Origin of the sequence: Streptomyces sp. NPDC026659 (genome assembly GCF_040638245.1) — a bacterium.
Classification (GTDB): domain Bacteria; phylum Actinomycetota; class Actinomycetes; order Streptomycetales; family Streptomycetaceae; genus Streptomyces.
Genome location: NZ_JBEZXY010000002.1, coordinates 490,694 through 515,207, shown reverse-complemented (window position 1 = coordinate 515,207; position 24,514 = coordinate 490,694). Strand labels below are relative to the sequence as shown.

23 protein-coding genes are annotated in these 24,514 nt (G+C 72.6%); 9 read left to right on the top strand and 14 right to left on the bottom strand.

Going from position 1 to position 24,514, the window contains the following annotated elements:
* Positions 1 to 65: 65 nt before the first annotated feature.
* The 3 genes from AB0E91_RS06940 (at position 66) to AB0E91_RS06930 (ending at position 3,445) form a co-directional block, all read left to right on the top strand.
* Positions 66 to 1,349, top strand: coding sequence for a thymidine phosphorylase (locus AB0E91_RS06940; RefSeq protein ID WP_361777333.1), 1,284 nt, complete (start codon positions 66 to 68; stop codon positions 1,347 to 1,349).
* 272 nt (positions 1,350 to 1,621) lie between these two features.
* Positions 1,622 to 2,581 carry an ATP-binding cassette domain-containing protein gene (locus AB0E91_RS06935; protein WP_361776357.1) on the top strand — a complete coding sequence of 320 codons (960 nt, stop codon included), beginning with the start codon at positions 1,622 to 1,624 and terminating at the stop codon, positions 2,579 to 2,581.
* 48 nt (positions 2,582 to 2,629) lie between these two features.
* Positions 2,630 to 3,445 carry an ABC transporter permease gene (locus AB0E91_RS06930; protein ID WP_361776354.1) on the top strand — a complete coding sequence of 272 codons (816 nt, stop codon included), beginning with the start codon at positions 2,630 to 2,632 and terminating at the stop codon, positions 3,443 to 3,445.
* Positions 3,446 to 3,537: 92 nt separating this feature from the next.
* Here the strand turns inward: AB0E91_RS06930 and AB0E91_RS06925 are convergent, their stop codons facing one another.
* Positions 3,538 to 6,666, bottom strand: a complete 3,129-nt coding sequence (locus AB0E91_RS06925) for a BTAD domain-containing putative transcriptional regulator (protein WP_361776351.1) — start codon at positions 6,664 to 6,666, stop codon at positions 3,538 to 3,540.
* Between the two features lie 288 nt (positions 6,667 to 6,954).
* Positions 6,955 to 7,875 (bottom strand): AEC family transporter, encoded by a 921-nt coding sequence (locus AB0E91_RS06920; protein ID WP_361776348.1) that lies wholly within the window; start codon positions 7,873 to 7,875, stop codon positions 6,955 to 6,957.
* A gap of 125 nt (positions 7,876 to 8,000) precedes the next feature.
* Here AB0E91_RS06920 and AB0E91_RS06915 point away from each other — a divergent pair, with 125 nt between their 5' ends.
* Complete coding sequence (locus AB0E91_RS06915; protein ID WP_361776345.1) at positions 8,001 to 8,414, top strand: STAS domain-containing protein; 414 nt, start codon at positions 8,001 to 8,003, stop codon at positions 8,412 to 8,414.
* Here AB0E91_RS06915 and AB0E91_RS06910 read toward each other — a convergent pair.
* Entirely contained in the window at positions 8,298 to 9,311 is a 1,014-nt protein-coding gene (locus tag AB0E91_RS06910; RefSeq protein ID WP_361776342.1) for a sigma-70 family RNA polymerase sigma factor, read from the bottom strand. The two genes, AB0E91_RS06915 and AB0E91_RS06910, sit on opposite strands and share 117 nt — an antisense overlap.
* A gap of 159 nt (positions 9,312 to 9,470) precedes the next feature.
* Complete coding sequence (locus tag AB0E91_RS06905) at positions 9,471 to 10,832, bottom strand: MFS transporter (RefSeq protein ID WP_361776339.1); 1,362 nt, start codon at positions 10,830 to 10,832, stop codon at positions 9,471 to 9,473.
* A 63-nt stretch (positions 10,833 to 10,895) separates the two neighbouring features.
* On the opposite strand from AB0E91_RS06905, the gene AB0E91_RS06900 reads away from it, so the two are divergent.
* The gene (locus AB0E91_RS06900; RefSeq protein WP_361776336.1) at positions 10,896 to 11,849 is read left to right on the top strand and encodes a LysR family transcriptional regulator; all 954 of its coding nucleotides are present in this window, start codon (positions 10,896 to 10,898) and stop codon (positions 11,847 to 11,849) included.
* A 17-nt stretch (positions 11,850 to 11,866) separates the two neighbouring features.
* Here the strand turns inward: AB0E91_RS06900 and AB0E91_RS06895 are convergent, their stop codons facing one another.
* The gene (locus AB0E91_RS06895; RefSeq protein WP_361776333.1) at positions 11,867 to 12,625 is read right to left on the bottom strand and encodes an alpha/beta hydrolase; all 759 of its coding nucleotides are present in this window, start codon (positions 12,623 to 12,625) and stop codon (positions 11,867 to 11,869) included.
* A 466-nt stretch (positions 12,626 to 13,091) separates the two neighbouring features.
* Between AB0E91_RS06895 and AB0E91_RS06890 the strand changes: the two genes are divergently transcribed.
* The gene (locus AB0E91_RS06890) at positions 13,092 to 13,409 is read left to right on the top strand and encodes an ATP-binding protein (protein ID WP_161178709.1); all 318 of its coding nucleotides are present in this window, start codon (positions 13,092 to 13,094) and stop codon (positions 13,407 to 13,409) included.
* A 70-nt stretch (positions 13,410 to 13,479) separates the two neighbouring features.
* Here the strand turns inward: AB0E91_RS06890 and AB0E91_RS06885 are convergent, their stop codons facing one another.
* Positions 13,480 to 13,683 carry a PspC domain-containing protein gene (locus AB0E91_RS06885; protein ID WP_161178708.1) on the bottom strand — a complete coding sequence of 68 codons (204 nt, stop codon included), beginning with the start codon at positions 13,681 to 13,683 and terminating at the stop codon, positions 13,480 to 13,482.
* A gap of 182 nt (positions 13,684 to 13,865) precedes the next feature.
* The gene (locus tag AB0E91_RS06880; RefSeq protein ID WP_361776328.1) at positions 13,866 to 14,693 is read right to left on the bottom strand and encodes an SDR family oxidoreductase; all 828 of its coding nucleotides are present in this window, start codon (positions 14,691 to 14,693) and stop codon (positions 13,866 to 13,868) included.
* A gap of 237 nt (positions 14,694 to 14,930) precedes the next feature.
* Between AB0E91_RS06880 and AB0E91_RS06875 the strand changes: the two genes are divergently transcribed.
* A complete protein-coding gene (locus AB0E91_RS06875) occupies positions 14,931 to 15,842 on the top strand; it encodes a helix-turn-helix transcriptional regulator (RefSeq protein ID WP_361776325.1) in 912 nt (303 codons plus the stop codon).
* Positions 15,843 to 15,851: 9 nt separating this feature from the next.
* Here the strand turns inward: AB0E91_RS06875 and AB0E91_RS06870 are convergent, their stop codons facing one another.
* The 4 genes from AB0E91_RS06870 to afsQ1 all read right to left on the bottom strand — a co-directional run bounded on the left by AB0E91_RS06870 (position 15,852) and on the right by afsQ1 (position 19,518).
* Complete coding sequence (locus tag AB0E91_RS06870; protein WP_361776322.1) at positions 15,852 to 16,406, bottom strand: VanZ family protein; 555 nt, start codon at positions 16,404 to 16,406, stop codon at positions 15,852 to 15,854.
* A gap of 171 nt (positions 16,407 to 16,577) precedes the next feature.
* The gene (locus AB0E91_RS06865; protein ID WP_361776319.1) at positions 16,578 to 17,189 is read right to left on the bottom strand and encodes a hypothetical protein; all 612 of its coding nucleotides are present in this window, start codon (positions 17,187 to 17,189) and stop codon (positions 16,578 to 16,580) included.
* Complete coding sequence (locus AB0E91_RS06860) at positions 17,186 to 18,814, bottom strand: HAMP domain-containing sensor histidine kinase (protein ID WP_361777330.1); 1,629 nt, start codon at positions 18,812 to 18,814, stop codon at positions 17,186 to 17,188. Before AB0E91_RS06860 ends, AB0E91_RS06865 begins: the two co-directional genes overlap by 4 nt.
* Before the next feature lie 26 nt (positions 18,815 to 18,840).
* Positions 18,841 to 19,518: a two-component system response regulator AfsQ1 gene (gene afsQ1 / locus AB0E91_RS06855; RefSeq protein WP_026248263.1), complete on the bottom strand. Its 678-nt coding sequence runs from the start codon at positions 19,516 to 19,518 to the stop codon at positions 18,841 to 18,843.
* Positions 19,519 to 19,788: 270 nt separating this feature from the next.
* Between afsQ1 and AB0E91_RS06850 the strand changes: the two genes are divergently transcribed.
* Entirely contained in the window at positions 19,789 to 20,559 is a 771-nt protein-coding gene (locus AB0E91_RS06850; protein ID WP_361776315.1) for a SigE family RNA polymerase sigma factor, read from the top strand.
* 286 nt (positions 20,560 to 20,845) lie between these two features.
* On the opposite strand, the gene AB0E91_RS06845 is transcribed toward AB0E91_RS06850, so the two are convergent.
* Complete coding sequence (locus tag AB0E91_RS06845) at positions 20,846 to 21,481, bottom strand: uridine kinase (protein WP_361776312.1); 636 nt, start codon at positions 21,479 to 21,481, stop codon at positions 20,846 to 20,848.
* Positions 21,482 to 21,608: 127 nt separating this feature from the next.
* Between AB0E91_RS06845 and AB0E91_RS06840 the strand changes: the two genes are divergently transcribed.
* The gene (locus AB0E91_RS06840) at positions 21,609 to 22,034 is read left to right on the top strand and encodes a hypothetical protein (RefSeq protein WP_361776309.1); all 426 of its coding nucleotides are present in this window, start codon (positions 21,609 to 21,611) and stop codon (positions 22,032 to 22,034) included.
* A 106-nt stretch (positions 22,035 to 22,140) separates the two neighbouring features.
* Here AB0E91_RS06840 and AB0E91_RS06835 read toward each other — a convergent pair whose 3' ends face one another.
* Both AB0E91_RS06835 and AB0E91_RS06830 read right to left on the bottom strand, forming a co-directional pair.
* On the bottom strand, positions 22,141 to 23,052 hold the full coding sequence (locus AB0E91_RS06835) for an aldehyde dehydrogenase family protein (RefSeq protein ID WP_361776306.1): 912 nt from the start codon (positions 23,050 to 23,052) through the stop codon (positions 22,141 to 22,143).
* Positions 23,053 to 24,510 (bottom strand): aldehyde dehydrogenase family protein, encoded by a 1,458-nt coding sequence (locus AB0E91_RS06830; RefSeq protein WP_361776303.1) that lies wholly within the window; start codon positions 24,508 to 24,510, stop codon positions 23,053 to 23,055.
* Between the last annotated feature and the right edge of the window lie 4 nt (positions 24,511 to 24,514).

Below are 24,514 nucleotides of genomic sequence, written 5' to 3'. Positions count from 1 at the left end.
TCCCGTACGGCCCCCCTACGCTCGCGCAGGGGGGCCGTACACCTGCACCTCCCGGAAGGAAACCCCTGACCATGGACGCCATCTCCGTCATCCGCACCAAGCGGGACCGCGCCGAACTGACCGACGAGCAGATCGACTGGGTCATCGACGCGTACACCCGCGGCGAGGTCGCCGACTACCAGATGGCCGCCCTCAACATGGCGATCCTGCTCAACGGCATGAACCGCCGGGAGATCGCCCGCTGGACCGCCGCGATGATCGCCTCCGGCGAGCGCATGGACTTCTCCGCGCTGTCCCGCCCGACCGCCGACAAGCACTCCACGGGCGGCGTCGGCGACAAGATCACCCTCCCGCTGGCGCCCCTCGTGGCCGCCTGCGGCGCGGCCGTCCCGCAGCTCTCCGGACGCGGCCTCGGCCACACCGGCGGCACCCTGGACAAGCTGGAGTCCATCCCCGGCTGGCGCGCGCTGCTCTCCAACGAGGAGATGCTGTCGGTGCTCGACGGCACCGGCGCGGTGATCTGCGCGGCGGGCGACGGCCTGGCTCCCGCCGACAAGAAGCTGTACGCGCTGCGCGACGTGACCGGCACGGTGGAGGCGATCCCGCTGATCGCCTCTTCCATCATGTCGAAGAAGATCGCCGAGGGCACGGGTTCCCTGGTCCTGGACGTGAAGGTGGGCTCCGGCGCCTTCATGAAGACCCTGGAGGACGCCCGCGAGCTGGCCTCCACGATGGTCGGCCTCGGCACGGACCACGGCGTGAAGACGGTCGCGCTCCTCACCGACATGTCCACCCCGCTCGGCCTCACGGCGGGCAACGCGCTGGAAGTCCGCGAGTCGGTGGAGGTCCTGGCGGGCGGCGGCCCCGCGGACGTGGTCGAGCTGACCCTCGCCCTGGCCCGCGAGATGCTCGACGCGGCCGGTCTCAAGGATGCCGACCCGGCGAAGGCCCTGGCCGACGGCTCCGCGATGGACGTCTGGCGCCGCATGATCGCGGCCCAGGGCGGCGACCCCGACGCGGCCCTCCCCGTGGCCCGCGAGCAGCACGTGGTGGTCGCCCCCACCTCCGGCATCCTCACCCGCCTCGACGCCTACGACATCGGCATCGCCGCCTGGCGCCTCGGCGCGGGCCGCGCCCGCAAGGAGGACCCGGTCCAGGCGGGCGCGGGCGTCCAGATGCACGCCAAGCCCGGCGACACGGTCGTCGCCGGCCAGCCCCTGCTGACCCTCCACACGGACACCCCGGACCGCTTCGCGTACGCCCTGGAGGCGACGGAGGGGTCGTTCGACATCGCCCCCGCCGGTACGGCGTTCTCGGCTTCGCCGGTGGTGCTGGGGCGGGTGGACTGATCCAGGGGCTTCTTCGTTCTGGGCGAAGAGGTCCTGACGGGCAAGACCAGGGCAAGGGCCCGATCCTCGGCGAGGATCGGGCCCTTCCCGTGTCTTCGGAGACCGTCTGGGAGAAAGCTGCGCCCCCGGCGACTACGTGCCCCCCGATACCGCTGACACCGCCTGACAGCTGTCGACGACCGCTGTCAGCGTGCTGTCCGCCGGCTGTCAGCGGAGTCCGGCAACGTCATGGTCATCGAGAACGACGAAGACCTGAAGAGGAGTTGTTGACCATGGCGTACGCGATCCGGGCCGAGGGGCTGGTCAAGAAGTACGGCGACTTCACCGCCCTGGACGGCGTCGACCTGGAGGTCCCGGCCGGCAAGGTCGTCGGCGTCCTGGGCCCCAACGGCGCCGGCAAGACCACCACCGTGCGCATCCTGGCCACGCTGATGCGCCCCGACGGCGGACACGCCACCATCGGCGGCCACGACATCGTCAAGGACCCGGTCAAGGTCCGGCAGCTGATCGGGCTGACCGGCCAGTTCGCCTCCGTGGACGAGACCCTGTCCGGCACCGAGAACCTGGTGCTCATCGGGCGGCTGCTCGGCCTGTCCCGGCGCGACGCGAAGGCGCGGGCCGCCGAGCTGCTGGAGAACTTCTCCCTCACCGAGGCGGCACGCAAATCGATCTCCACCTTCTCCGGCGGTATGCGACGGCGTCTCGACCTGGCCGCCTCCCTGGTCGGCCGGCCCCAGGTGCTCTTCCTGGACGAACCCACCACCGGCCTCGACCCGCACGCCCGCCAGGAAGTCTGGGACGTCGTAAGGCGGTTGGTCGCCGATGGCTCCACGGTGCTGCTCACCACCCAGTACCTGGAGGAGGCCGACCAGCTCGCCGACTCCATCACCGTCTTCGACAAGGGCCGCAAGGTCGCCGAAGGCCGGCCCGGGGAGCTCAAGCGCCGCATCGGCGGCCAGATCCTTCAGGTCCGGCCCACCGTGGCCGCGGATGTGCCGCAGGTCGCCGGGATGCTCGCCGAGCTGGCCGGACACGCCCCCGCCGAGGACTCCGGCGTACTCACCGTGCCGGCCGACGACCCGCTGATCGTCGCCGCGGTCGCCCGCCGCCTGGACGGCGCCGGCATCACCGTCGACGAGCTCGGCCTGCGGCTGCCCAGCCTCGACGAGGTCTTCCTCGCGCTGACCGGGCACGCGCCCACCGCCACCGAGGAACAGCCCGTCGCCGTCTGAGTCCCCGGCTCCCCGTTCCGCACAGACTTTCCCGAGAGGACCCCCGTCATGAGCACCCAGCCCCTCAGCGCGCACGCCGGACTCCGCAGCCGTATCGGCCTCGCGCAGACCGCCCAGCACAGCCTCGCCCTCGCCGGCCGCGGCATCACCAAGTTCATGAAGTCGCCGATGCAGCTGGTCGATGTGATCCTCACCCCGATCATCAGCCTGCTGATGTTCATCTACCTGTTCGGGGACGCCATGTCCGGCGGAGACACACACGGCTACCTGCAGCACGTCACCCCGGGCGTCATGGTCATGGCCGTCTTCCAGGCCAGCATCGGCGTCGGCGCCTCGCTCAGCGCGGACGCCAGTACAGGGATCTTCGACCGGTTCCGCAGCATGCCGATCGCCCGCTCCAGCCCGCTGATCGGCGCGGTCCTCGCCGACATCGTCCGCTACGTCGCCTGTCTGGGCACCCTGGTCGTCCTCGCCCTGGTCATGGGATACCGCGTCGAGACCAACCCGGTCGCCTCGCTCGCCGCGGTCGCCCTGCTCATCGGCTTCGCGCTCAGCTTCTCCTGGATCTCGGTGTTCCTCGGCATGCTGATCAAGAACCCCACCTCCGTCCAGGGCCTGATGACCATCCTGATCCTGCCGCTCACCTTCGCCAGCAACGTCTTCGTCCCCCGGGACGGCATGGCCGGCTGGCTCCAGGCCTGGTCCGACGTCAACCCCGTCTCCCTGGTGGCCGACGCTGTCCGCGGCCTGCTCAACGGTGGCCCGGTCGCCGGTTCCCTGGCCGGTGCCTCCGCCTGGATGGCGGGCGTGATCGTGATCTTCTTCCCGCTGGCCATGCGCGCCTACCGCAAAAGCGCCGGCTGATCCTTTCGCCGACAGGCCCGGCCGGGCGGGGTCCGCACCCACAGAGGTGGTGCGGACCCCGCCCGGCCGTCCGCGTGACCGCGCGCGCCTCGTCAGGTCCGCGCCACCGCCCGCAGGGTCTCCGCCTCCAGCCACCGCAGCGCATCCGCACGGGAGTACGCGGCCCCCTCCTCGTACGCCTTCTTGAAGCCCTCCGCGCCCAGCGTCGCCACGATGCGGTCGACCAGCTCGCGCCACTCCGGCTCGCCCCGGTCAAAGGCGCCGCGCATCACCTGGCTCATGCCGAGCGATCTGGCGCCGTCTTCGGGAGCTCCCTCCAATGTCCGTAGCCCGCCGAGCAGTTCGGCCACCCAGGCCAGCGCGGCGCCCGCTCCCTGGTCGAACAGGGCGCCGGCGGCCTCGGGCAGCAGAGCCCTGGCCCGCACGGCGTCCCCCTCGGCGAGACGGTTCTCGACGCGGGTGCTGACGATCAGGTCGCGGGCCAGTCCTCCGAGGGAGGGGCGCCGGGCGCCCAGCGCCTCGATGCGACCGAGGGTCGCATCGGACTGCGCCAGGTCACCGGCTCTGCGGTACACATTGGCCAGGCCCACGAGAATGTTGGCCTCCAGGCGCAGCTGTCCGCGCTCGCGGGCCTGCCGGTGTGCCGCGTGCAGATCGCGGAAGGCACCTGCGAGGTCGCCGCTGCGCCGTCGTTCGCGGGCGAGTCTGGCCTTGCTGAGGTAGAGGTAGTCCTCGGTGCCGAGTTCGGAGCTGAGCGCCACGGTCCGTTCGAAGACGGCGATGGCCTGGGGGTACTCGCCGCGCAGGGAGTGGTCGCGGCCGATCGGGAGCAGGCTCATCACGAGCCCCCAGCGATCGCCCACTTCCTCGAAGCCGCGCAGGGCCGCGATCCGGGACTCGGCGCCGGTCACCAGGTCCCCCTGTTCGGTGAGGGCGAAGTCCCGTGCCAGGTGGGCGCTGGCCCGCACCCAGGGGTCGGGCGAGTCGAGAGGGTCCCCCTGGTCCGCGGTTCCACCCGGTCCCGACGCGCCTGCGGGGAAGGAGGCCTGCGACATCCGCAGGAGCAGGGTGGCCGGGTGGAACTCGCGTGCCGTCGCCGACTCGCCCTCGACAGCCGGACGCTCGCCGCCCGTTGCCCGTCCGGAATCCCGTGCCGGCAGGGAATCCGGCCCGGCGATCTCCGCGAGATACGTGTCGAGCTGGGTACTCATCCCCCTGATCCCCCAGTACCAGAACATCGCCCTGGCGAAGCGCGCGGCCAGGTTCCCGTCCCGTGCGTCGACGACCGAGCGCAGCGCGAGGACGAGGTTGTCGTGTTCGGCGTCGAAGACCCCGATCGCACGCAGCTGTTCGCCGGTACGGAGGCGGGGTTCGTGTTCTTCCGCAAGGGCCAGGAAGTACGCGGCGTAGCGCTGGGTGACGACGTCCCCGGACTCGGCGCCGGCGAGCTGCCGCGCCGCGTACGCGCGTACCGTCTCCAGCATCCGGTAGCGCGGCTCGCCCACCCGTTCGTCGACGGTGTGGACCAGCGATTTCTCGACCAGGGCGTCGAGGACGTAGGGGATGTCGGCGGCCGGGAGCGACGGGTCCGCGCAGACCGCTTCGAGCGCGGAGACGGTCGCGCCGCCCGGGAACACCGACAGCCTGCGGGCGAGGATCCGCTCGGGTTCGTCGAGCAGGTCCCAGCTCCACTCGACGAGCGCGATCAGGGTGCGCTGGCGGGGCAGGGCGGTGCGGCTGCCCGAGGCGAGCAGGCGGAAGCGGTCGTCGAGGCGGCGCGCGATCTGCTCGACGCTCATCGAGCGAAGCTTTGCTGCGGCCAGTTCGAGGGCGAGCGGCATCCCGTCGAGCCGTCGGCAGACCTCGACCACGGCGTCGAGGGCGGCGTCGTCGAGCGTGAAGTCCGGCCGGACTCCGGTGGCCCGATCGACGAAGAGGCGGACAGCGGGCGACCGCACGGCTTCGGCGGGCTCCGGTGATCCCATCGGCATGTCGAGGGGGCCGAGGTGGCACAGGGACTCGCCGGTGATGGCGAGGGCCTCGCGGCTGGTGGTGAGGATTCGCAAATCCGGTATCTGATCCAGAAGTTCGGAGGCAAGTTCGGCCGCCGCCTCGACGAGGTGCTCGCAGTTGTCGAGCAGGAGCAGGGCGTCGCCGCTGCCGAAGAGCCCGGCCATGCGCTCGACCGGGGTGGCCCGCTGCCCCTGGCCGGCGTCGTAGAGGCGGCCGTCGGTGGAGCCGAGGGCGCCGAGTACCGCGTCGGCCAGCTGGTCCGGTGCGCTCACACCGGCGAGCGGCACGAACCAGACCCGGCCGCGCGCGTGGGCGCGGTCCCGGGTGGCCGCCTCGAGGGAGAGCCGGGTCTTGCCCGCGCCGCCGGGGCCGACGATGGTGACGAGCCGACCGCGGTCCAACTGCCCTGCGAGCCGGTTCAGTTCGGCGTCTCGGCCGACGAAGCTGGTCAGGCGGGCCGGGAGACGGCTCGGGGCGGCCTCGGCCCGCTCGGCGGGCGTCTCCAACTCGCCTCGCAGCAGGACGAGATGGATCTCTCGCAGTTCGGCCGACGGATCGACGCCGAGTTCGTCGCCGAGCCGCTTGCGTATCGTCTCGTACACCGTGAGGGCGTCGGACTGTCGTCCGGCCGCGGACAGCGCCCGGATCCGCAGCCCGGCGACCCTCTCGCTCAACGGCCGCTCGGCACCTGCCGTTTCGAGGTGGGCCAGCACCTCTCCGTACCGTCCGAGCCGCAGCTCGGCATCGCAGCGGTCCTCGGCCGCGGCGGCCCGCACACCGTCGAGCCGGGTCGCGACGGGCCCGGCGAACGGGGCGTCGAGGACATCGGCGAGCGCCGCGCCCTGCCACAGCCCGAGCGCCGTTCCGAGCAGCGAGGCCGCCTCGTCGGCCCGCCCGGCAGCGAGTGCCCGCCTGCCCCGCGCGGCCAGATCCTCGAAGCGGTGAACATCCACGTCCTCGGCCCGCACCGGGAGCCGGTAGCCGCCGGACGCGGACTCCACCGCCGCGGCTCCCCGCAGGGCCCTGCGCAGCCGGGACACCAGCGCCTGCAGCGCGTTGCCCGCGTCGGCGGGCGGCTCCTCTCCCCACAGGCCGTCGACGAGCGAGTCGACCGACACCGTCCGGCCCTCTTCGAGGGCGAGCCTGGCGAGGAGCATCCGCAGCCGGACGCCGCCCACCTCGACCGGCGTCCCGTCATCGGCATACACCTGAACCGGTCCAAGCAGCACTACACGCACCACCGCGGCCTCCCCCTCCGGCCCGACCGGCCCCCATCGGGGTCGGTCATTCCTCCAACGCCGGGTCAGCATCACCCACTTGACGCCCTTGGTAAAGGGTTTCCGGCACCGGACGGTGCCTCGGTGTGCGGTGCGTCTGCTCGGGCGCCGACGGGACCGCACCTTGGGGCGGCGCCGGCGGGAGATTCGGAGACTGCCTGACATCGTCGGCGAGAAACTCGCCAATCGACACCGGCGAGTTCCCCGTCGATGGAACCGTCACCCCAGTACCGCCGCCACCCCCACCAGCACCGGCACGGACACCACCGTCGACAGCAGGATCGACTCCCGGGCCAGGGATTCCGCCGTGCGGTACGTGCTGGCGTACGTGAAGAGGTTCTGGGCGGCCGGGAGGGCGGAGGTGACGACGACGTCCAGGAGGGCGGCGTGGGGGAGGGTGAAGGCGTAGTGGGCGAGGGTCCAGGCGATGAGGGGCTGGGCCAGGGACTTCAGGGTCACCGAGAGGAGGACCGGGCGGCGGTCGCGGCCGCGGGCGGGGAGGGTGCTGCCGGGGAGCGAGATGCCGAAGGCGAGGAGGGCCGCCGGGACGGACATGGCGCCGATCAGGGTGAGGGGGTTCATCAGGGGGCCGGGGACGGGGAGGTTCGTCGCCGAGACCACCACTCCGGAGAGGGAGCCGAGCGCGATCGGGTTGCGCAGCGGGGTCAGCAGGCGTCGCCACACCGGGCCCTTGTCGCCCGCGCCGGACAGGTCCAGGACGGTCAGGGCGAGCGGGGTCACCAGGACGACCTGGAAGAGCAGGACCGGCGCCACCAGGGACGCGTCGCCGAGGACGTACGCGGCGATCGGGATGCCGAGGTTGCCCGAGTTGACGTAGCCGGAGCACAGCGCGCCGATGGTCGTACGGCCCACGCCCCAGTGCCGCAGCACGCCCACCGCGACGAAGAACCCCGAGACCGCCGCCGTGCTCAGCGCGGTCACCAGCAGCCGGGCGGAGAAGAGGACCGACAGGTCGGCCGTCGCCAGGGTGGTGAACAGCAGTGCCGGGCCCGCGACCGAGAAGGCCAGCCGGGTCAGCACCTCACCGCCCCGCTCCCCGAGCGACCCGCGCCGCCCGAGCACGTACCCCACCCCGATGACGACCGCGATCACCGCGAACCCGCTCAGCACCCCCCGCACGGACCTCAGCCTCCGGGGCGGCCCGGTGACCGGTCAATGCGGGTGCCGCGATCTCCACGATCTCCGCGATTCCGCTCCCGGCCCCCGCGATTCCGCTCCCCGGCCCGCGATCTCCCGTCTCCGCGATGATTTCCGCGCCTCCCGCCGGTCCACCGCACGTGGACCCCGACACCCAGGCCGAGAGCAGGGCCGACAACCCCGCCGTGCCCATACCGCCCGGCCCCGCAGACCCCCGCGCGACGGCCGGGCTGTGCGACCGCGTGCGGGCGCTGCTGGTGAGCGACGGGGCGGCCGGGACCGTCGTGTGCGACGTGAGCGGGATGGGCGATCCCCGGCTCGGGCACGTCGAGCTGCTCGCCCGCCTCGAACTCGCCGCCCGCCGCGCCGGTGGGCGGATACGGCTGCGCGACCCCGCGCCCGCCCTAGTCGCGCTCCTCGCTTTCGTCGGACTCCGCTTCCAGGTGGAGGGGGAGGCCGAAGAGGGGGAACCAGCGGGCCGTGTCCAGGAAGCAGTGGAAACCGGTGATGCGGCCGGCTGAGATCTCCAGGGCCTGGACGGCCCAGGGGCTGAAGCCGCCCTTCTCCGGGTCCGGCTTGTAGTGGGCGAAGCCCGGGAGGCCGTTGACCTGGACCGGGACCAGGCGCGAGCCCGCGCACGAGGCGCCGATGGTCGACATGAAGCCCGTGATGTCGGCCGGGCCGCGCAGCCAGAGGTCGAACGGCGGCATCGTCATGACCGCGTCCTCGTGGAGGAGCGCCGTCAGGGCCGTCATGTCGTACCCCTCGAACGCCTTCACATAGCGCTCCAGGAGCCGCTGCTGCTCCTCGTCCAGCGGGTCGGAGACCGACGCGTCGTCGCCCGCGTCCGCGCGCTCGGCGAGGGTGGCGCGGGCCCGCTGGAGGGCGCTGTTCACCGAGGCGACCGTCGTGTCCAGCAGTTCCGCGACCTCGCTCGCCCGCCAGGCCAGTACCTCGCGCAGGATCAGCACCGCCCGCTGCTTGGGCGGCAGTTGCTGCAGTGCGGCCATGAACGCCAGCCGGATCGACTCCCGCGCGACCGCCGCCTCCGCCGGGTCCTGCACCGAGGGCAGCACCCGCGCGTCCGGCACCGGCTCCAGCCAGGTGTGGTCCGGGCGCGGGGACAGCGCCGCCCGCGCGAGCGGCGTCGCCTCCGTCAGGTCCATCGGCCGGGCCCGCTTCCCGCTCGCCGTCAGCATGTCCAGGCACACGTTCGTGGCGATCCGGTACAGCCACGACCGCAGACTGGAGCGGCCCTCGAACCTGTCGTACGCCCGCCAGGCGCGCACCAGGGTGTCCTGCACCGCGTCCTCGGCCTCGAAGGACGAGCCCAGCATCCGGTAGCAGTACCCGGTCAGCTCGGTCCTGTGCTTCTCCAGCGCGGTGTCGAGATCCGCCGTCGCCGTACCCTCGCCCATGGTCCACCCACCCCCGTGGCCGTCCTGATCGCGCCTCGTCGCGCCCCAGCACTCCGGAAGTTACCGCAGCCCACCGACAACGGCCCCCGGAGTACGGAAATGCCCGGTCCGCGCCCGCTGGATGACGGGCCCGAACCGGGCGACTGCCGAAGCGCGCGACTACGCGAGAACCGCCTCCCGCCGCGCCGCCCGCGTGCCCAGCAGCGTGATCGTGACGACGCCGAGCACCGCCAGGAGACCGACCGACACCGTGCCCGCCCAGCCGTCCGAGTGGAACGCCAGCGCGCCGACCGTGCTGCCCACGCTGGAGCCGATGTAGTACGCGGACTGGTACAGCGCCGACGCCTGCGCGCGGCCGTGCGTGGCCGTACGTCCGACGGCGGAGGACGCGACCGCGTGGCCCGCGAAGAACCCGGCCGTGATCAGCACCAGGCCGAGCAGTACGAGCGGGACGGCGGGGGCGAGGGAGAGCAGCAGGCCCGCCGCCGTGGTCCCGGCCGCCGCGTACAGCGCGCCCCGGCGGCCGAGGCGGCCCACCAGACGGCCCGAGGTGGACGCGGACACCGTACCGACCAGGTACACCAGGAAGATCGAGCCGATGATGCCCTGCGGCAGGGAGAACGGCGCCTCCGTCAGGCGGTAGCCGATCACCGTGTAGACCCCGCCGAACACCGTCATGAACAGCGCGCCGATCGCGTACAGACGGCGCAGCAGCGGGTTCGAGAGGTGGTCGCGGACCGTCCCGGCCAGCACGCGCGGGCGCAGGGAGCCCGCCCGGAAGTGGCGCGGCGCGGGCAGCAGCAGCCGGAACGCCACCGCGCACGCGACCGCCACCACGCCGATCACGGCGACGGCCGTCCGCCAGCCCCACTCCTGCGCGACCCAGCCGGTGATCACCCGGCCGCTCATGCCGCCCACGCTGTTGCCCGCCACGAACAGACCGATCGCCGTGACGAGTGCCTTTGGCTTGACCTCCTCGGCCAGATACGCCGTCGCGGAGGCGGGCAGCCCGGCCAGCGCCGCGCCCTGCACCGCGCGCAGCGCGACCAGCGCGCCGATGGACGGCGCGAACGGCACCAGCAGCCCGACGCCCACCGCGACCGCGAGCGAGGCCGTCATGACCGTACGGCGCCCGAAGCGCTCGGACAGTGCGCTCATCGGCAGCACGAACAGCGCGAGCCCGCCGGTCGCGGCGGCCACGGTCCAGCTCGCCTCGCCCGCCGCGACCCCGAGGTCGTCGGAGATCAGCGGGAGCAGGGCCTGGGTGGAGTAGAGCAGCGCGAAGGTCGCGACTCCGGCGAGGAAGAGGGCGAGGCTCATACGGCGGTAGCCGGGACCGCCGGGAGTCATGCGCGAATCGGCGGCCTCTGCGGCCTCGGCGGGCTTCACAGCTCCGGCGGGCTCCACGGCCCCGGCGGACTTCACGGCCTCGGGGGCCTGGGCGGCCGCTACGGCTTCGGAGGAGGGGACGGGCGTGCCGGCGTCCACGCGGATGGACGCCCCGGTACTGGCGGGAGACATGCTTCGACGCTACGTACGCTCCCGCTCATCCGTCCAATGCATGGAATCGCCATAATCGTTCCCATGGAGCATCAGCACAGGTCACAGCCGCACCTGTCACCGTCCGGTGACACAGAAGACATGGCGATGCTGCTCGCGCCGCGCCTCGCCTACTTCGCCGGGGTGGCCCGCACCGAGCACGTCACCCGGGCCGCGCGGGAGATGAACGTCCCCCAGTCCACCCTGTCCCGCGCGATGGTCCGCCTGGAGCAGGACCTCGGCGTCGGCCTGTTCGCCCGGCACGGCCGCACCGTCTCGCTCACCCCCGCGGGCCACACCTTCCTCGCCTCCGTCGAGCGCGCCCTCGCGGAGGTCGAGCGCGCCGCCGAGGAGGTCCGGGCCGACGCCGACCCGGCCACCGGCAAGGTCGCCTTCGGCTTCCTGCACACCATGGGCCCGGAGACCGTGCCCGGCCTGCTCCACGCCTTCCGCGCCGACCATCCGCGCGTCCGCTTCAGCCTGGTGCAGAACTACGGCGAGGCCATGCTGGAGCGGCTGCGCGCGGGTGAGCTGGACCTGTGTCTGACCTCACCGGTGCCGGACGCGCCGGACCTGGTGGCCCGGCGCCTGGACGAGCAGAAGCTGCGCCTGGTCGTCCCGGCCGACCACCACCTCGCCGGCCGCCGCCGCATCCGGCTCGCCGAGGCCGCCGAGGAGACCTTCGTGACCCTGGAGCCCGGCTACGGGCTGCGCCGCATCACCGACGACCTGTGCCACGAGGCCGGGTTCCGGCCGAGGGTCGCCTTCGAGGGCGAGGAGACCGAGACCCTGCGCGGTCTGGTCGCGGCCGGACTCGGGGTCGCGCTGCTGCCCCCGCCCACCGTGCCGAGGCCGGGCGTGGTCGAGCTGACCGTGACGGCACCGCGCGCGGTGCGCGAGATCGGCGTCGCCTGGCTGGCCGACCGCCCGGACACCCCACCGGTGGCCGCCTTCAAGAAGTTCCTCCTCTCCCGGCGGGGGAGCCTGCTGCCCAACTGACTTTCCCAAGGCCCCGCTTACCTGCGCAGCGAGCGGCCGAAGCCGGAGGCCAGCGGCATCCGCAGCCCTATCGGCGGCGGTGCCGCGAGGGCGTCCTCCACCGGACGGGACACCGCGTGCCCGAAGAGGGCGCCCAGGACGAAGTCCTCGGCAAGAGCGACGACTTCGTCCCGGTACTGGTGCAACCCATGGCCGTCCGCGTGCACTTCGAAGCGGCACACGTCCCGGTTGACCTTCTTGGCGCGGGCCGCGAGACGGAAGGACAGCTCCGGGTCGGACCGTTCGTCGTTGGTGCCGTGCGCGATCAGCACCCGTTGGCCGACCAACTGCTTCACCGGCTCGGGCGGCACCGCCACGTCCTCCTCCGGGAGCCAGGGCGCCAGCGCCACCACGGAGCTGACGGCCTCATGTCCTCCGGCGCGCAGCGCGGCCCGCCCGCCCATGTGCAGCCCCACCAGGCACACCGGCACATCGCCGTAGCGCCGTACCGCCTCGTCGGCCGCCCAGGAGGCGTCCGCCGCGAGGTGGGCCTCGGTGCCGTTCCACCCCCGGTACCGGTAGTGCACCGGATGGACGGCGAGTCCGTCGGCCCGGCCCGAGCGGGCGAGTCGGCGGCCGAGGGCGCGAACCAGGCCCGCGGAAAGGGGAAACGGCCGCCGCTCGGACACCTCCGCGCCCCCGGCGAGCAGCAGCACCGCCCCACTGACCGCGCCCGGCCCGGGGCCGACCGCCTTTCCCAGCCTGGCCGTTCGGACCGGCGCCGCTTGCTGTCCCATGGCAGAACAGTGTCAGAAGCGAGAGTGAACCAAACCCTTCACGGCGGTCACCGTTGCGTATCGGCCGAACACGTGCCCGACGTCGGGCAGGGGAGGGCTCACGGCGGGAAGGTGGCCCGGACCGGCACGTTCGGGTGTGTGCGCGATGTACCGGAACCGCTTCTCCGTCAATGCGATGAAAACAGGGTTCATTCCTTTCGATGAACGAGTCATGGTGTGAAATGACGCCCTCGAATGCGGATGCGAGGGAGAGTGGGGCGAATGTCTGTTCCTGGGCGGGGCGCCCATCAGGGGTTATCCCTCGAACGGGCGGCCGGGGGAGGGGGTGTTGGGGGCTGAGATACGGACACGCATTCACAGGTCGTCCGCATTTCGGTGTTTGCGGGGGACGGTTCGGCGCGTTTACGGTCGGGGACCGCTCATCGAATGAGATCCCCGTTTCTCGCATTCAAGGACGCCATTCACCATGAAGCAGTCTGCCGTCAAGACCCTCGGTGTCGCCGCGCTCGGTGCCGCTTTCGCCGCCGTCGGCGCCGGTGCCGCCAACGCCGCCCCGGCCGCTCCGCAGGGCCTGGACTCCGTCACCAAGACGCTCCCGGGTGCCACCGGGGCCCTCACCCAGGGCCAGGGTGCCGTCGGCAGCGGGCTCGCCGCCGCGCAGCCGGCCGTACAGAAGGTCCTCGCCCAGGGTCCGGCCGCGCCGGTCGCCGGGCTGCTCGGCGGCCTGCCGCTCAAGGGCCTGCCCACCCACGGTCTGCCGGTCAACGGCATTCCGCTCGGCTGACACCGAGGCACCCGCGAGCCGTCGTCGCGCCCGGATCCGTCCGGGACGCGTCGGCGGCTCGCGCATGGGGTCACCAGGTGGCCGGGCGCGCCTTGTCCTCGGACGGCAGCAGGATCCAGAGGGCTATGTAGAGCAGGAACTGCGGGCCGGGCAGCAGGCAGGACAGCAGGAAGATCACCCGCATCGTCGTCGCCGAGGTGCCGAAGCGGCGCGCCAGCGCCGCGCACACTCCGCCGATCATGCGGCCGTCGGTGGGGCGGGCAAGGGCGGTCATGGCTGTTCCTCCGTCGTCGTCGGCGGCCCGCGCACGGGCCGGTGGCCGGTCGGCGGCCGATGCGCCGCCCCCGTTCTGTGATTCCACGGTACGAGGGCAAAGCGGTCGAAATCATCACTCCAACGAGCGATGCCGACCCTGGAATTCGTCGGGGTCCACCCCTGAGGCGACCCCCGGGCCGCCTACCCAGCCGCCACCGAGTAAGCCACCTCCCGATGAGCCTCGTGCTCGGCGAGCCGCCCCGCGAGCGCCGTGTGCACGTCGTCGTACGTGTCGGGACCGAGCGGCAGCCGGAGCGGTGTCGCGCCGGAGTCGACGAGGCCGATCATCGCGTCCGCGATCTTCTCGGCGCTGTTGGGAAGCGGGAACCGGCCCTCGGCGATCGCCTGCCGGGTCGCGCCCGCGGGCGTGTCCGCGTAGGCGGCCAGCGGCGGCGCGGTGTCGATCGAGGCGCCGAAGTTGGTCGGGGTCGCGCCCGGCTCAACGATGGTCAGGGCGACCCCGAACGGCGCGATCTCGGGCGCCACGGTCTCGCAGAACCCCTCGATGCCCCACTTGGACGCGTGGTAGTAACCGAGCCCCGGATAGGTCGTCTGCCCGCCCGCGGTCGACACCTGGAGGACGCGTCCCCCGCCCTGCGCGCGCAGATGCGGCAGGGCCGCGCGGATCACCTGGATCGAGCCGATCAGGTTGGTGTCGACCACGCGGCGGATCTGCTCGTCGGACGCCTCCTCCACGGAGGCGAGCACGCCGTACCCGGCGTTGTTCACGACCACGTCGATCCTGCCGAGGTCCCGGAACGCCTCGTCCACGACGCGGCGCACCTCCTCGGTGTCCGTGACGTCGAGCCGGGCCGTCCAGAGCCGGTCGCCGTACTCCGCGCGCAGGTCGTCCAGGGCCTCGGGCCTGCGGAGCGTGGCCGCGACCCGGTCGCCCCGGGCCAGCAGGCGTTCGGTGAGCAGCCGGCCGAAGCCCGAGGAGGTGCCGGTGATGAACCAGGTGGTGGTCATGGTGCTTTCCTCGTCGTCTCATGGGTGTGTGTCGTACGGCTCCGCCGTCGGTCATGTCCGTATGTACGAGCCTGCCGCTGTCGGCGGGTTCCCGCTTCGCCGAGCGGAGCACGCGGCCGGGCGGCCGGGGAGGCGGTCACTCCATGCAACGGGAGTCCGCCGCGCCGGGGGAGTCCCCGCCGTGAGGGGTAATGGCAGGGACCCTCACGCCCGGCGCGGGCTGCCTACGCTGTTCCCATGGACAATCGGGACGCCGTCAGCGCCTTCCTCCGGTCCCGGCGCGACAGGATCACCCCCGACCAGGTGGGGCTGCCGGTGTACGGACAGCGGCGGGTGCCCGGACTGCGCCGGGGCGAGGTCGCGACGCTCGCCGGGGTGAGCGTCGAGTACTACACGCGGCTGGAGCGCGGAAACCTCCAGGGCGTCTCCGACGGCGTGCTGGACGCCCTCGCGCGGGCGCTGCGGCTCGACGCGACCGAGCGGATGTACCTGTACGACCTCGCCCGCGCCGCCGGACCGACGCCCGCCGCGCGGGCCCGGCAGCGGCAGAGCCGGCCGACGGTGCGGCCGAGCGTGGCGCGGATCGTCGCGGGGATGCCGGGACTGCCCGCGTTCGTGATGAACAACCGCCTCGACACGCTGGCCGCCAACCCGCTGGGCCGGGCGCTGTACTCGGAGTTGTTCGCCGACGCGGCCAACGGCGGGAACGTCGCCCGGTTCGCCTTCCTCACCCCCGCCGCCCGGCGGTTCTACACCGACTGGGAGCACATGGCCCGCTTCGCCGTGGGCGCGCTGCGCGTGGAGGCGGGGCGCAACCCCCACGACCGGGAGCTGTCCCACCTCATCGGTGAACTGTCCACCCGCAGTGAGGAGTTCCGCGTGATGTGGGGCTCCCAGGACGTGCATGTCTTCCGCGACACCACGAAGCGCGTCCACCATCCGCTCGTCGGCGACCTCGAACTCGAGCAGGAGACCATGAACCTGCCCGACGAGAGCGGCCTGAGCGTGCTCGTCTACAGCGCGGCTCCGGGAACACCCACCGAGGACGCCCTCACGCTGCTCGCCAACTGGTCGGCGACGACGGGACAGGCGGGGCCCACCGGACAGGGGCAGGACGCGGCATCGACCGACGAGCCCTACCGCCCCTGACGTACGCCCCTACGGCACGACCCCGACCCTGGGAAGCGTCGGGGTCCGCCCCTGAGACGCCTCCCCCGGAACCGCGACCGACCCCCGCTCCCCGTGCCGTGTTCTGCGCCGCAGCCAGCCGCGTCCCGCGGGGACGAACGCCAGATGGGCGAGGACGACCCCGGCGGTGTTCAGCAGCAGCGCGTCCACGTCCGCGACGCGCCCCGGCACGCCTGTCTGCGCCAGGACGATGCCCAGCGAGATCAGGGCGCCCGCGGCGGCCGTACGGAACAGGGAGCCGAGCAGGGAGACGGTGAGTCTGCCGTCGGCCATCGGCAGCAGGACGCCCAGCGGGGCCAGCAGCCCCAGGCCGGCGCCCAGCCGGGCGGCCGCGTCGGGCCAGCCCAGCGCCAGGTCGGCGCGGACCCCGGCGAGCGGGCGCAGATTGGCGGGCCGTACCCAGGGAACGTCCAGCGGACGCAGCGTCAGCCAGGCGACGAGGGCGAGGTGCGCGACGAGGAGGACGCCCCCTGTCACACGGATGCGGATCACGGCATTGCCGCCGATGGAGCCTTGACGCTGCACGCCTCCCAAGACGCGCCACCCCGCACGATCGGTTCCGCACGCACCACGCGCGCCCCCGTGAGGCATACGCCACACCGCCGTTCGCGGCGCCTCGTGCCCCGCACCCCGTGCGCCGAACCGCCGCGCGCCACCCCACGGCGGCCACTGGGGGGTGTCTCCTCGGCCCCGGGCTCAGCCCCGTTCGACCTCGCTGGACGGCGGCTCCGTGCGGCCCGGCCGGTCGCGTACGTCGTCGGTGCACGCGTAGCGGCGCAGGGTGCCCGTGCCCGGGCCGCCGAGGACCACCGCGCCGTCCTCCTCGGTCGCCGTCGAGTCGGAGAGGGTGCACACGACCTGGGCGAGGGCGTAGGAGGAGAGGCGGGAGGGGTCGGCGCTCAGCCGGAGCGCGTCCTCGGGGTCGTCGTGGCCCGGCCCGGACACGCCGAGGCCACCCGGCACCCGGGTCGCGTACCCGGCGGCGCGTTCCCCGGTGGAGGGGGCGGCGGCGAGCTGGTCGAGCAGGCCCTCGGCGACGATGATCCGGCGCCGCGCGTCCGGGGTACCCTCCGGCACCCGCACCGTACGGTCCACCGCGACCAGCGACGACTCGCACAGCAGGAAGACCTGGACGGGCACGCCGTGCGCGGACTCGTCGGGCCGGTCGGAGCCGGTGGGCGAGCAGGGCACCCGCGAGGGCGCCCGCCCGAAGTCGGTCGGCACCTCGGTGGGCCGGATGCCGCACCCGGCGAGCAGCGCGCCGAGCAGGGGCAGCGCCAGCAGCGGCCGCAGCGTACGCGCCCTCATCCGCGCCCCTCCCCGCCGGAAGCGCCAGGAGCACCAGGAGCACCGGAAGTGCCGGAAGCACCGGAAGTGCCGGAGCCGTCGCCCGCGGGGCCGCCCCCGGAAGCGCCGCCGTCCTTGCCCTCCTCGCCCTCCTCCTCGGTCAGCCGCGAGGCGTCCCGGGGCAGTCGCAGCGTGAACACCGCGCCGCCCTCGGGGGAGTTGGCGGCGGTGATCTCGCCGCCGTGGATGTGGGCGTTCTCCAGGGCGATGGACAGGCCGAGGCCGCTGCCCTCGGAGCGGGGGCGGGAGGCGCTGGCCTTGTAGAAGCGGTCGAAGACGTGCGGGAGGACGTCCTCGGGGATGCCGGGGCCGTGGTCGCGCACCGCGATGACCAGGTCGTCCCCGTCGATGCGCACCGAGACGCGCACCGGGGAGCCGCCGTGCTTGAGGGCGTTGCCGATGAGATTGGCGAGGATGACGTCCAGGCGGCGCGGGTCGAGCCGGGAGTGGATGCCGCGCTCGGCGTCCAGGTCCACCGCGTCGAGCCACGCGCGGGCGTCGATGCAGGCGGTGATCTGGTCGGCGAGGTCGACGTCGTCCAGGACGAGCCGAGCGGTGCCCGCGTCGAAGCGGGTGACCTCCATCAGGTTCTCCACCAGGTCGTTCAGCCGCCGGGTCTCGCTGACCACGAGCCGTACCGCGGGCTCGATCATCGGGTCTATGCCTCCGCCCTCGAACTCCAGCTCTTCCTCCAGGACTTCGGTCACGGCGGTGATCGCGGTCAGCGGGGTGCGCAGCTCGTGCGACATGTCGGCCACGAAGCGCCGGGACGCCTCGTCGCGCGCGGCCATCTCCGCGACCCGCGTCTCCAGCGCGGCGGCCGCGTTGTTGAACGTCCTTGACAGGTCGGCGAGTTCATCCGTGCCGGAGACCCGCAGCCGGGTGTCGAGGCGGCCCTCGCCGAGCCTTCGCGCGGCCACCCCGAGCCGGTGCACCGGCTTGAGGACGGTCGTGGCGGCGGCCTGCGCGAGCAGCGCGGAGCCGATCAGCGCCAGGCCCGTGGCGATACCGAGCGACCAGGCAAGGGAGTTGAGGTCCTTGGCCTCCGGTTCGAGGGACTTGGCCATGTAGCCGGTCGCGCCGCCGCCGATCACCTTCGTGCCCGCCACCAGGTACGGCGTGCCGTGCTCGGTGACCCGCTGCCAGTACAGGTGGTACGGCGCCTCGTCCGAACCGCTCGTCTTCTGCTGCTTGTTGACGGCGGCGGTCAGCGAGGGGGGCACGTCCTTCAGCGAGAAGCCGTTCAGCCCCTCCGAACTGCCGTACACCGTGCGGCGGTCGGTGTCCTGGGCGACCAGCAGCACGCTGAAGCGCTGGCTGCTGCCCGCCATCTGCCCGGCCGCGATCTGGAGTTCGTCCTGCGTGGGATGCGTGGGCAGCGCGCCCGCGCGGTTCTGCATCTCCAGGCGGAAGTCGCGCAGCACCGCGTCCTGGGCGCGTGTGAGCACCGCCTCGCGGTTGAGCCAGTAGGCGATGCCCGACGCGGACACCGCGGCGGTCAGCGCGACCAGACCGAAGACCAGCACCAGGCGCAGCCTGAGGCTCGAGAAACGCAGCCCGGCCGGCCTTCTCCCCCGCTCGGCCAGCCAGCGGCCGAGTCCCCCTCGTTCGTTCACTGCGGAGCGTCCAGGCGGTAGCCGACACCACGGACCGTGCGGATCAGGGTCGGGGAGGACGGCACGTCCTCCACCTTGGCGCGCAGCCGCTGCACACACGCGTCCACCAGGCGCGAGTCGCCCAGGTAGTCGTGCTCCCACACCAGCCGCAGCAACTGCTGCCGGGACAGGGCCTGTCCGGGCCTGCGGCTCAGCTCCAGCAGCAGCCGCAGCTCGGTCGGGGTGAGCTGAAGGTCCTCGCCGTTCTTCGTCACGGTCATCGCCGAGCGGTCGATGACCACGTTGCCGAAGGTCGCGGAGTCGCTGGACTCGCGTTCCCCGCGCCGCAGCACGGCACGGATACGGGCGTCCAGGACGCGGCCCTGCACCGGTTTCACGACGTAGTCGTCGGCGCCGGACTCCAGGCCGACCACCACGTCGATGTCGTCGCTGCGCGCGGTCAGCAGAATGATCGGCAACTGGTCGGTGCGGCGGATGCGCCGGCACACCTCGAACCCGTCGATGCCGGGCAGCATCACGTCCAGCACGATCAGGTCCGGCCGCTGTTCACGCAGCAGCTTCAGACCGTCCTCGCCGCTGGCGGCGGTGGCGACCCGGTGCCCCTGGCGCGTCAGGGAGAGCTCCAGGGCCGTACGGATGGCGTCGTCGTCCTCGATCAGCAACAGGGAAGGCACGGGCTCATTCTGGCCCATGCACCGGCTCCCGTACGACCCGTGCCGCACCGTCCGCTACGGCAGGAAGCGGGTCCTGCGAGGTCAGAAGGGATATGGCCCTGCCATTCGGGATGCCCGACAGCCGGGAACGACCCGCCGGGCGGGGCCCCTGTGACAGGTCTGTGACAGTCGGCGGACACGGCCATGAAGGTCGTTCGGCAAGCTTTTAGGCACGGGGGAAACAGCACCGAACAGCCCGAACACCGGAAAGTCCACGACGGGGAGCGCGAGATGAACACGCCGCACGGCATGAGCACCAGCGCAGTGGTCACACGTCTGCACGACGTGCACCGGGGGATCGAGAGCTCGGGGAAGTCCGGTGCCGGCACCGGCACCGCGCTGCTGGAACGCGGCCGGGAAGCCGGGAGCGTACGGGGGTGCGCGCGCGGCACCGGGCGTCAGCACACCGGGTACATGACGGTGGTCGACGCACGCCAGGGGGAGGCGTACGGGGAGGAGCAGGGGGAGCGACGCTCCCTGACGGAGGCGGAGTTCACCGCCTACGTCCAGGAGCGCCGCGCCTCCCTGTACGCGACCGCCTACCACCTCACCGGTGACCGGTTCGAGGCCGAGGACCTGCTGCAGAGCGCGCTGTTCTCGACCTACCGGGCCTGGGACCGGATCAGCGACAAGGCCGCGGTCGGCGGTTACCTCCGCCGCACCATGACCAACCTGCACATCAGCGCGTGGCGCCGCCGCAAGCTGAACGAGTACCCGACCGAGGAACTGCCGGAGACGCCCGCCAGTACGGACGCGATGCGCGGCACCGAACTGCGCGCGGTCCTGTGGCAGGCGCTGGCCCGGCTGCCCGAACTCCAGCGCACGATGCTGGTCCTGCGCTACTACGAGGGCCGTACCGACCCGGAGATCGCCGACATACTCGGCATCAGCGTCGGCACGGTGAAGTCCAGCATCTGGCGCTCACTGCGCCGGCTGCGCGACGACGAGGTGCTGAGCCTCGGCCGCGACGAGGAGAGCGCCTTCGGCGAACTGGTCGCCTGAGAGTTTCCGTAGGTCCGCCGGAGGTTCGGCGGCCGACGGGGAAAGCCCCGGGGCGATGGGGGAGAAGCCCTGGGGCGAGGCCCGAGGGGGCACGGGGGGAACGGGGGAAACCGTGGGACCGCTGGGGGGCGGTCCCACGGGAAGCAACGGGGGAACCGGGGGGGACGGGGAAACACGGGGGAGTACCCGGGGGGAGCACGGAACGAAGGGGCGGGACTGGAGGGCCGGGGGGCCGCCAGTCCCGCCCCTTCGCCGTGTCCGTCGTGCGGGCGAGGGCGCCGCGCCGTTACGCCGCCGCCTCCTGGGCCGTCTCACGCGCCGCCCCGGCCGCCGCGAGACGGCTCAGGGCCTCGTCGCGGCCGCATGGGTGGGCGCCCAGGGAGACCTGGCGGGTGACGATCACGCGCTCGGTGCGCATCAGGCGCCAGCCGCGCCGCAGCAGGAACGGAACCGACTTGCGGCCCTCCTTCAGATCGCGCAGGAAACGGCGCCGGAAGGTGGTGAGCGGGCCCCGGGTCAGACACAGCGCGTCCGCCAGCACGCCCAGTTCACGGCAGCGCTCCACGATCTCCGCCGCGAAGATGCCCTCGGCGACGAACAGCGGCGTACGACCGATGTCGAGGGCGGTCTCGCCGGTACGGGCGCTGCGCGAGATGTCGTACACCGGCACAGGGGTCGAACCCGTCGCGCACAGGCGGGTGATGGCCGCCACCGCCACGTCCGCGTCCCAGGACAGCGGATGGTCCCAGTCGATGTCCGAACTCGCGTCCACCAGGGGCAGCGTCGGGTCGTCGCCCTCCTTGTAGAAGTCGTCGAGGCGCAGGACGGGCAGCCCGGAGAGGGCGGCGACGAGTGACTTGCCCGAACCCGACGGGCCGCACAGCAGCACCACACGGGCGGGGGACGGGGGATGGATGCTCACGGAACACCAGTTTGACGCATGGTGGCGCCGTTGCCGACCACGCGGGTCGGCTTTGGAACGCGCGTCACACCTCAACTACCCTACGTGTCGACCGCATTACCCCGCGCACCCGAAGGTGGCACCAGCGATGGCCCGACACTCCGCACCCCGGCCCTCCCGGAACCCGGCCCGGCGCGCCCTGATCGCCCTCGCGACGGCCGGAGCGGCCCTCGGTGCGGGCGCGGCGACGGCCCACGCCGACGCGTCCGCCCCGCTCGTGGACCTGCCGTCCAGGCCCACGTCACTCGGAAAGGTGGACCCGCAGGCCGGCCTCTCCGCCCTCACCACCACCCTCGGCTACGCCACGGGCCCGATCGCCGGCCTCAAGCCCAACCCGCTCGCGGGCACCGGCGTCGACCCGCTGAACAACGGCATCGGCACCCAGCTCGCCGACTTCAAGCCGCTCACCTCCCGGGCCCTGACCGCGCCCATCGCCGAGGCCCAGTCCTTCGGCCACATTCCGGTCGTCGGCCAGGTCCTCGGTGTCCTCGGCGCGGGCACCCCGCAGAGCTGACCGGACCCCGTAACACGGCGAGCCGCGCCGCCCCCGCCTCGTGGACGGGGGGCGACGCGGCTCGTGCGCGTACGGAACGTACGGAGCGTACGGGGACCGGTCGGGGTCAGTACGAGGAACCCGCCGCGCCCAGCGCGCCCGTCGGGTGCCAGACCGTCTTCGTCTCCAGGAACGCCGTCATGCGGTCGATGCCCGGGGTCGCGGTGTGGTCCACAGGCTGTGGACGCAGGACGCGCTTGAGGTTGTCCGCCGCCGCGATCTCCAACTCCTTCGCCAGCTCCGGGCCGGCGCCCGCGAGGTCGATCGCGTTGACGTCCTGGTGCGCGGCGAGCGGCGCGGCGATCTCCGCCGTCTTGCCGGACAGGATGTTGACGACACCGCCGGGCACGTCGGAGGTGGCCAGCACCTCGCCGAGCGACAGCGCGGGGAGCGGGGACTTCTCGCTCGCGATCACGACTGCCGTGTTGCCCGTCGCGATCACCGGGGCGATGACCGAGACCAGGCCCAGGAAGGACGACTCCTGCGGGGCCAGGACGGCGACCACGCCGGTCGGCTCCGGGGAGGACAGGTTGAAGTACGGGCCCGCGACCGGGTTGGCGCCCCCGACCACCTGGGCGATCTTGTCGGTCCAGCCCGCGTACCAGACCCAGCGGTCGATGGCCGCGTCCACGACCGCCGCCGCCTTCGCCTTCGACAGGCCCTCGGCCTCGGCGACCTCGCGGACGAACTGGTCCTTGCGGCCCTCCAGCATCTCCGCGACGCGGTAGAGGACCTGACCGCGGTTGTACGCGGTCGCGCCGGACCAGCCGCCGAACGCCTTACGCGCGGCGACCACCGCGTCACGGGCGTCCTTGCGGGAGGAAAGGGGCGCGTTCGCCAGCCAGTTGTTCTTGGAGTCGGTCACCTCGTACACCCGGCCGCTCTCGGAACGCGGGAACTTCCCGCCGACGTACAGCTTGTAGGTCTTGAAGACCGACAGCCGCGGCTCGGTCTTCTCGGACTTCTCAACTGTGCTCATTTAGCGCTCGCCCTCCGGGCTCGACGGGGCGAGGTACGCCTCCAGGCCGTGGCGGCCGCCCTCGCGGCCGAAGCCCGACTCCTTGTAACCGCCGAACGGCGAGGTCGGGTCGAACTTGTTGAACGTGTTGGACCAGATCACGCCCGCGCGCAGCTTGTTGGCGACGGCGAGGATCCGGGAGCCCTTCTCGGTCCAGATGCCCGCCGAGAGGCCGTACTGCGTGTTGTTCGCCTTGGCGACGGCCTCGTCCGGCGTGCGGAAGGAGAGCACCGACAGGACCGGGCCGAAGATCTCGTCGCGGGCGATGGTGTGCGCCTGGGTGACGTTCGTGAAGAGCGTCGGGGCGAACCAGTAGCCGGAGGAGGGGAGTTCGCAGGCCGGGGACCAGCGCTCGGCGCCCTCGGCCTCGCCCTTGTCGGCGAGCGCGGTGATACGGGCCAGCTGCTCGGCGGAGTTGATCGCGCCGATGTCCGTGTTCTTGTCCAGCGGGTCGCCGAGGCGCAGCGTGGACAGGCGGCGCTTGAGCGCGTCGAGCAGCTCGTCCTGGATCGACTCCTGGACCAGCAGACGCGAGCCCGCGCAGCAGACCTGGCCCTGGTTGAAGAAGATGCCGGTGACGATGCCCTCGACGGCCTGGTCGATCGGGGCGTCGTCGAAGACGATGTTCGCGCCCTTGCCGCCCAGTTCGAGGGTGAGCTTCTTGTCCGTGCCCGCGACCGTGCGCGCGATCTGCTTGCCGACGGCCGTGGAGCCGGTGAAGGCGACCTTGTTCACGTCGGAGTGCGCGACCAGCGCGGCGCCCGCGTCGCCGTACCCGGGAAGGATGTTGACGACACCCTTGGGCAGGCCCGCCTGGCGGCAGATGTCCGCGAAGAACAGGGCGGAGAGGGGGGTCGTCTCGGCGGGCTTCAGGACGACCGTGTTGCCCGCCGCGAGCGCGGGGGCGATCTTCCACGCCAGCATCAGCAGCGGGAAGTTCCACGGGATGACCTGGCCCGCGACACCCAGCGGACGCGGGTTCGCGCCGAAGCCCGCGTGGTCGAGCTTGTCGGCCCAGCCCGCGTAGTAGAAGAAGTGCGCGGCGACCAGGGGGAGGTCCGCGTCGCGGGTCTCCTTGATCGGCTTGCCGTTGTCCAGCGTCTCCAGGACCGCCAGCTCACGGCTGCGCTCCTGGATGATCCGGGCGATGCGGAAGAGGTACTTGGCGCGCTCGGAGCCGGGCAGCGCCGACCACTTGGCGAACGCCTTGCGGGCGGCCCTGACCGCGCGGTCCACGTCGGCCTCACCGGCCTGTGCGACCTCGGAGAGCACCTCCTCGGTGGACGGGGAGACGGTCTTGAAGACCTTGCCGTCGGCCGCCTCGGTGAACTCGCCGTCGATGAACAGGCCGTAGGAGGGGGCGATGTCGACGACCGAGCGGGACTCGGGCGCCGGTGCGTACTCGAAAAGGGAACCCATGGTG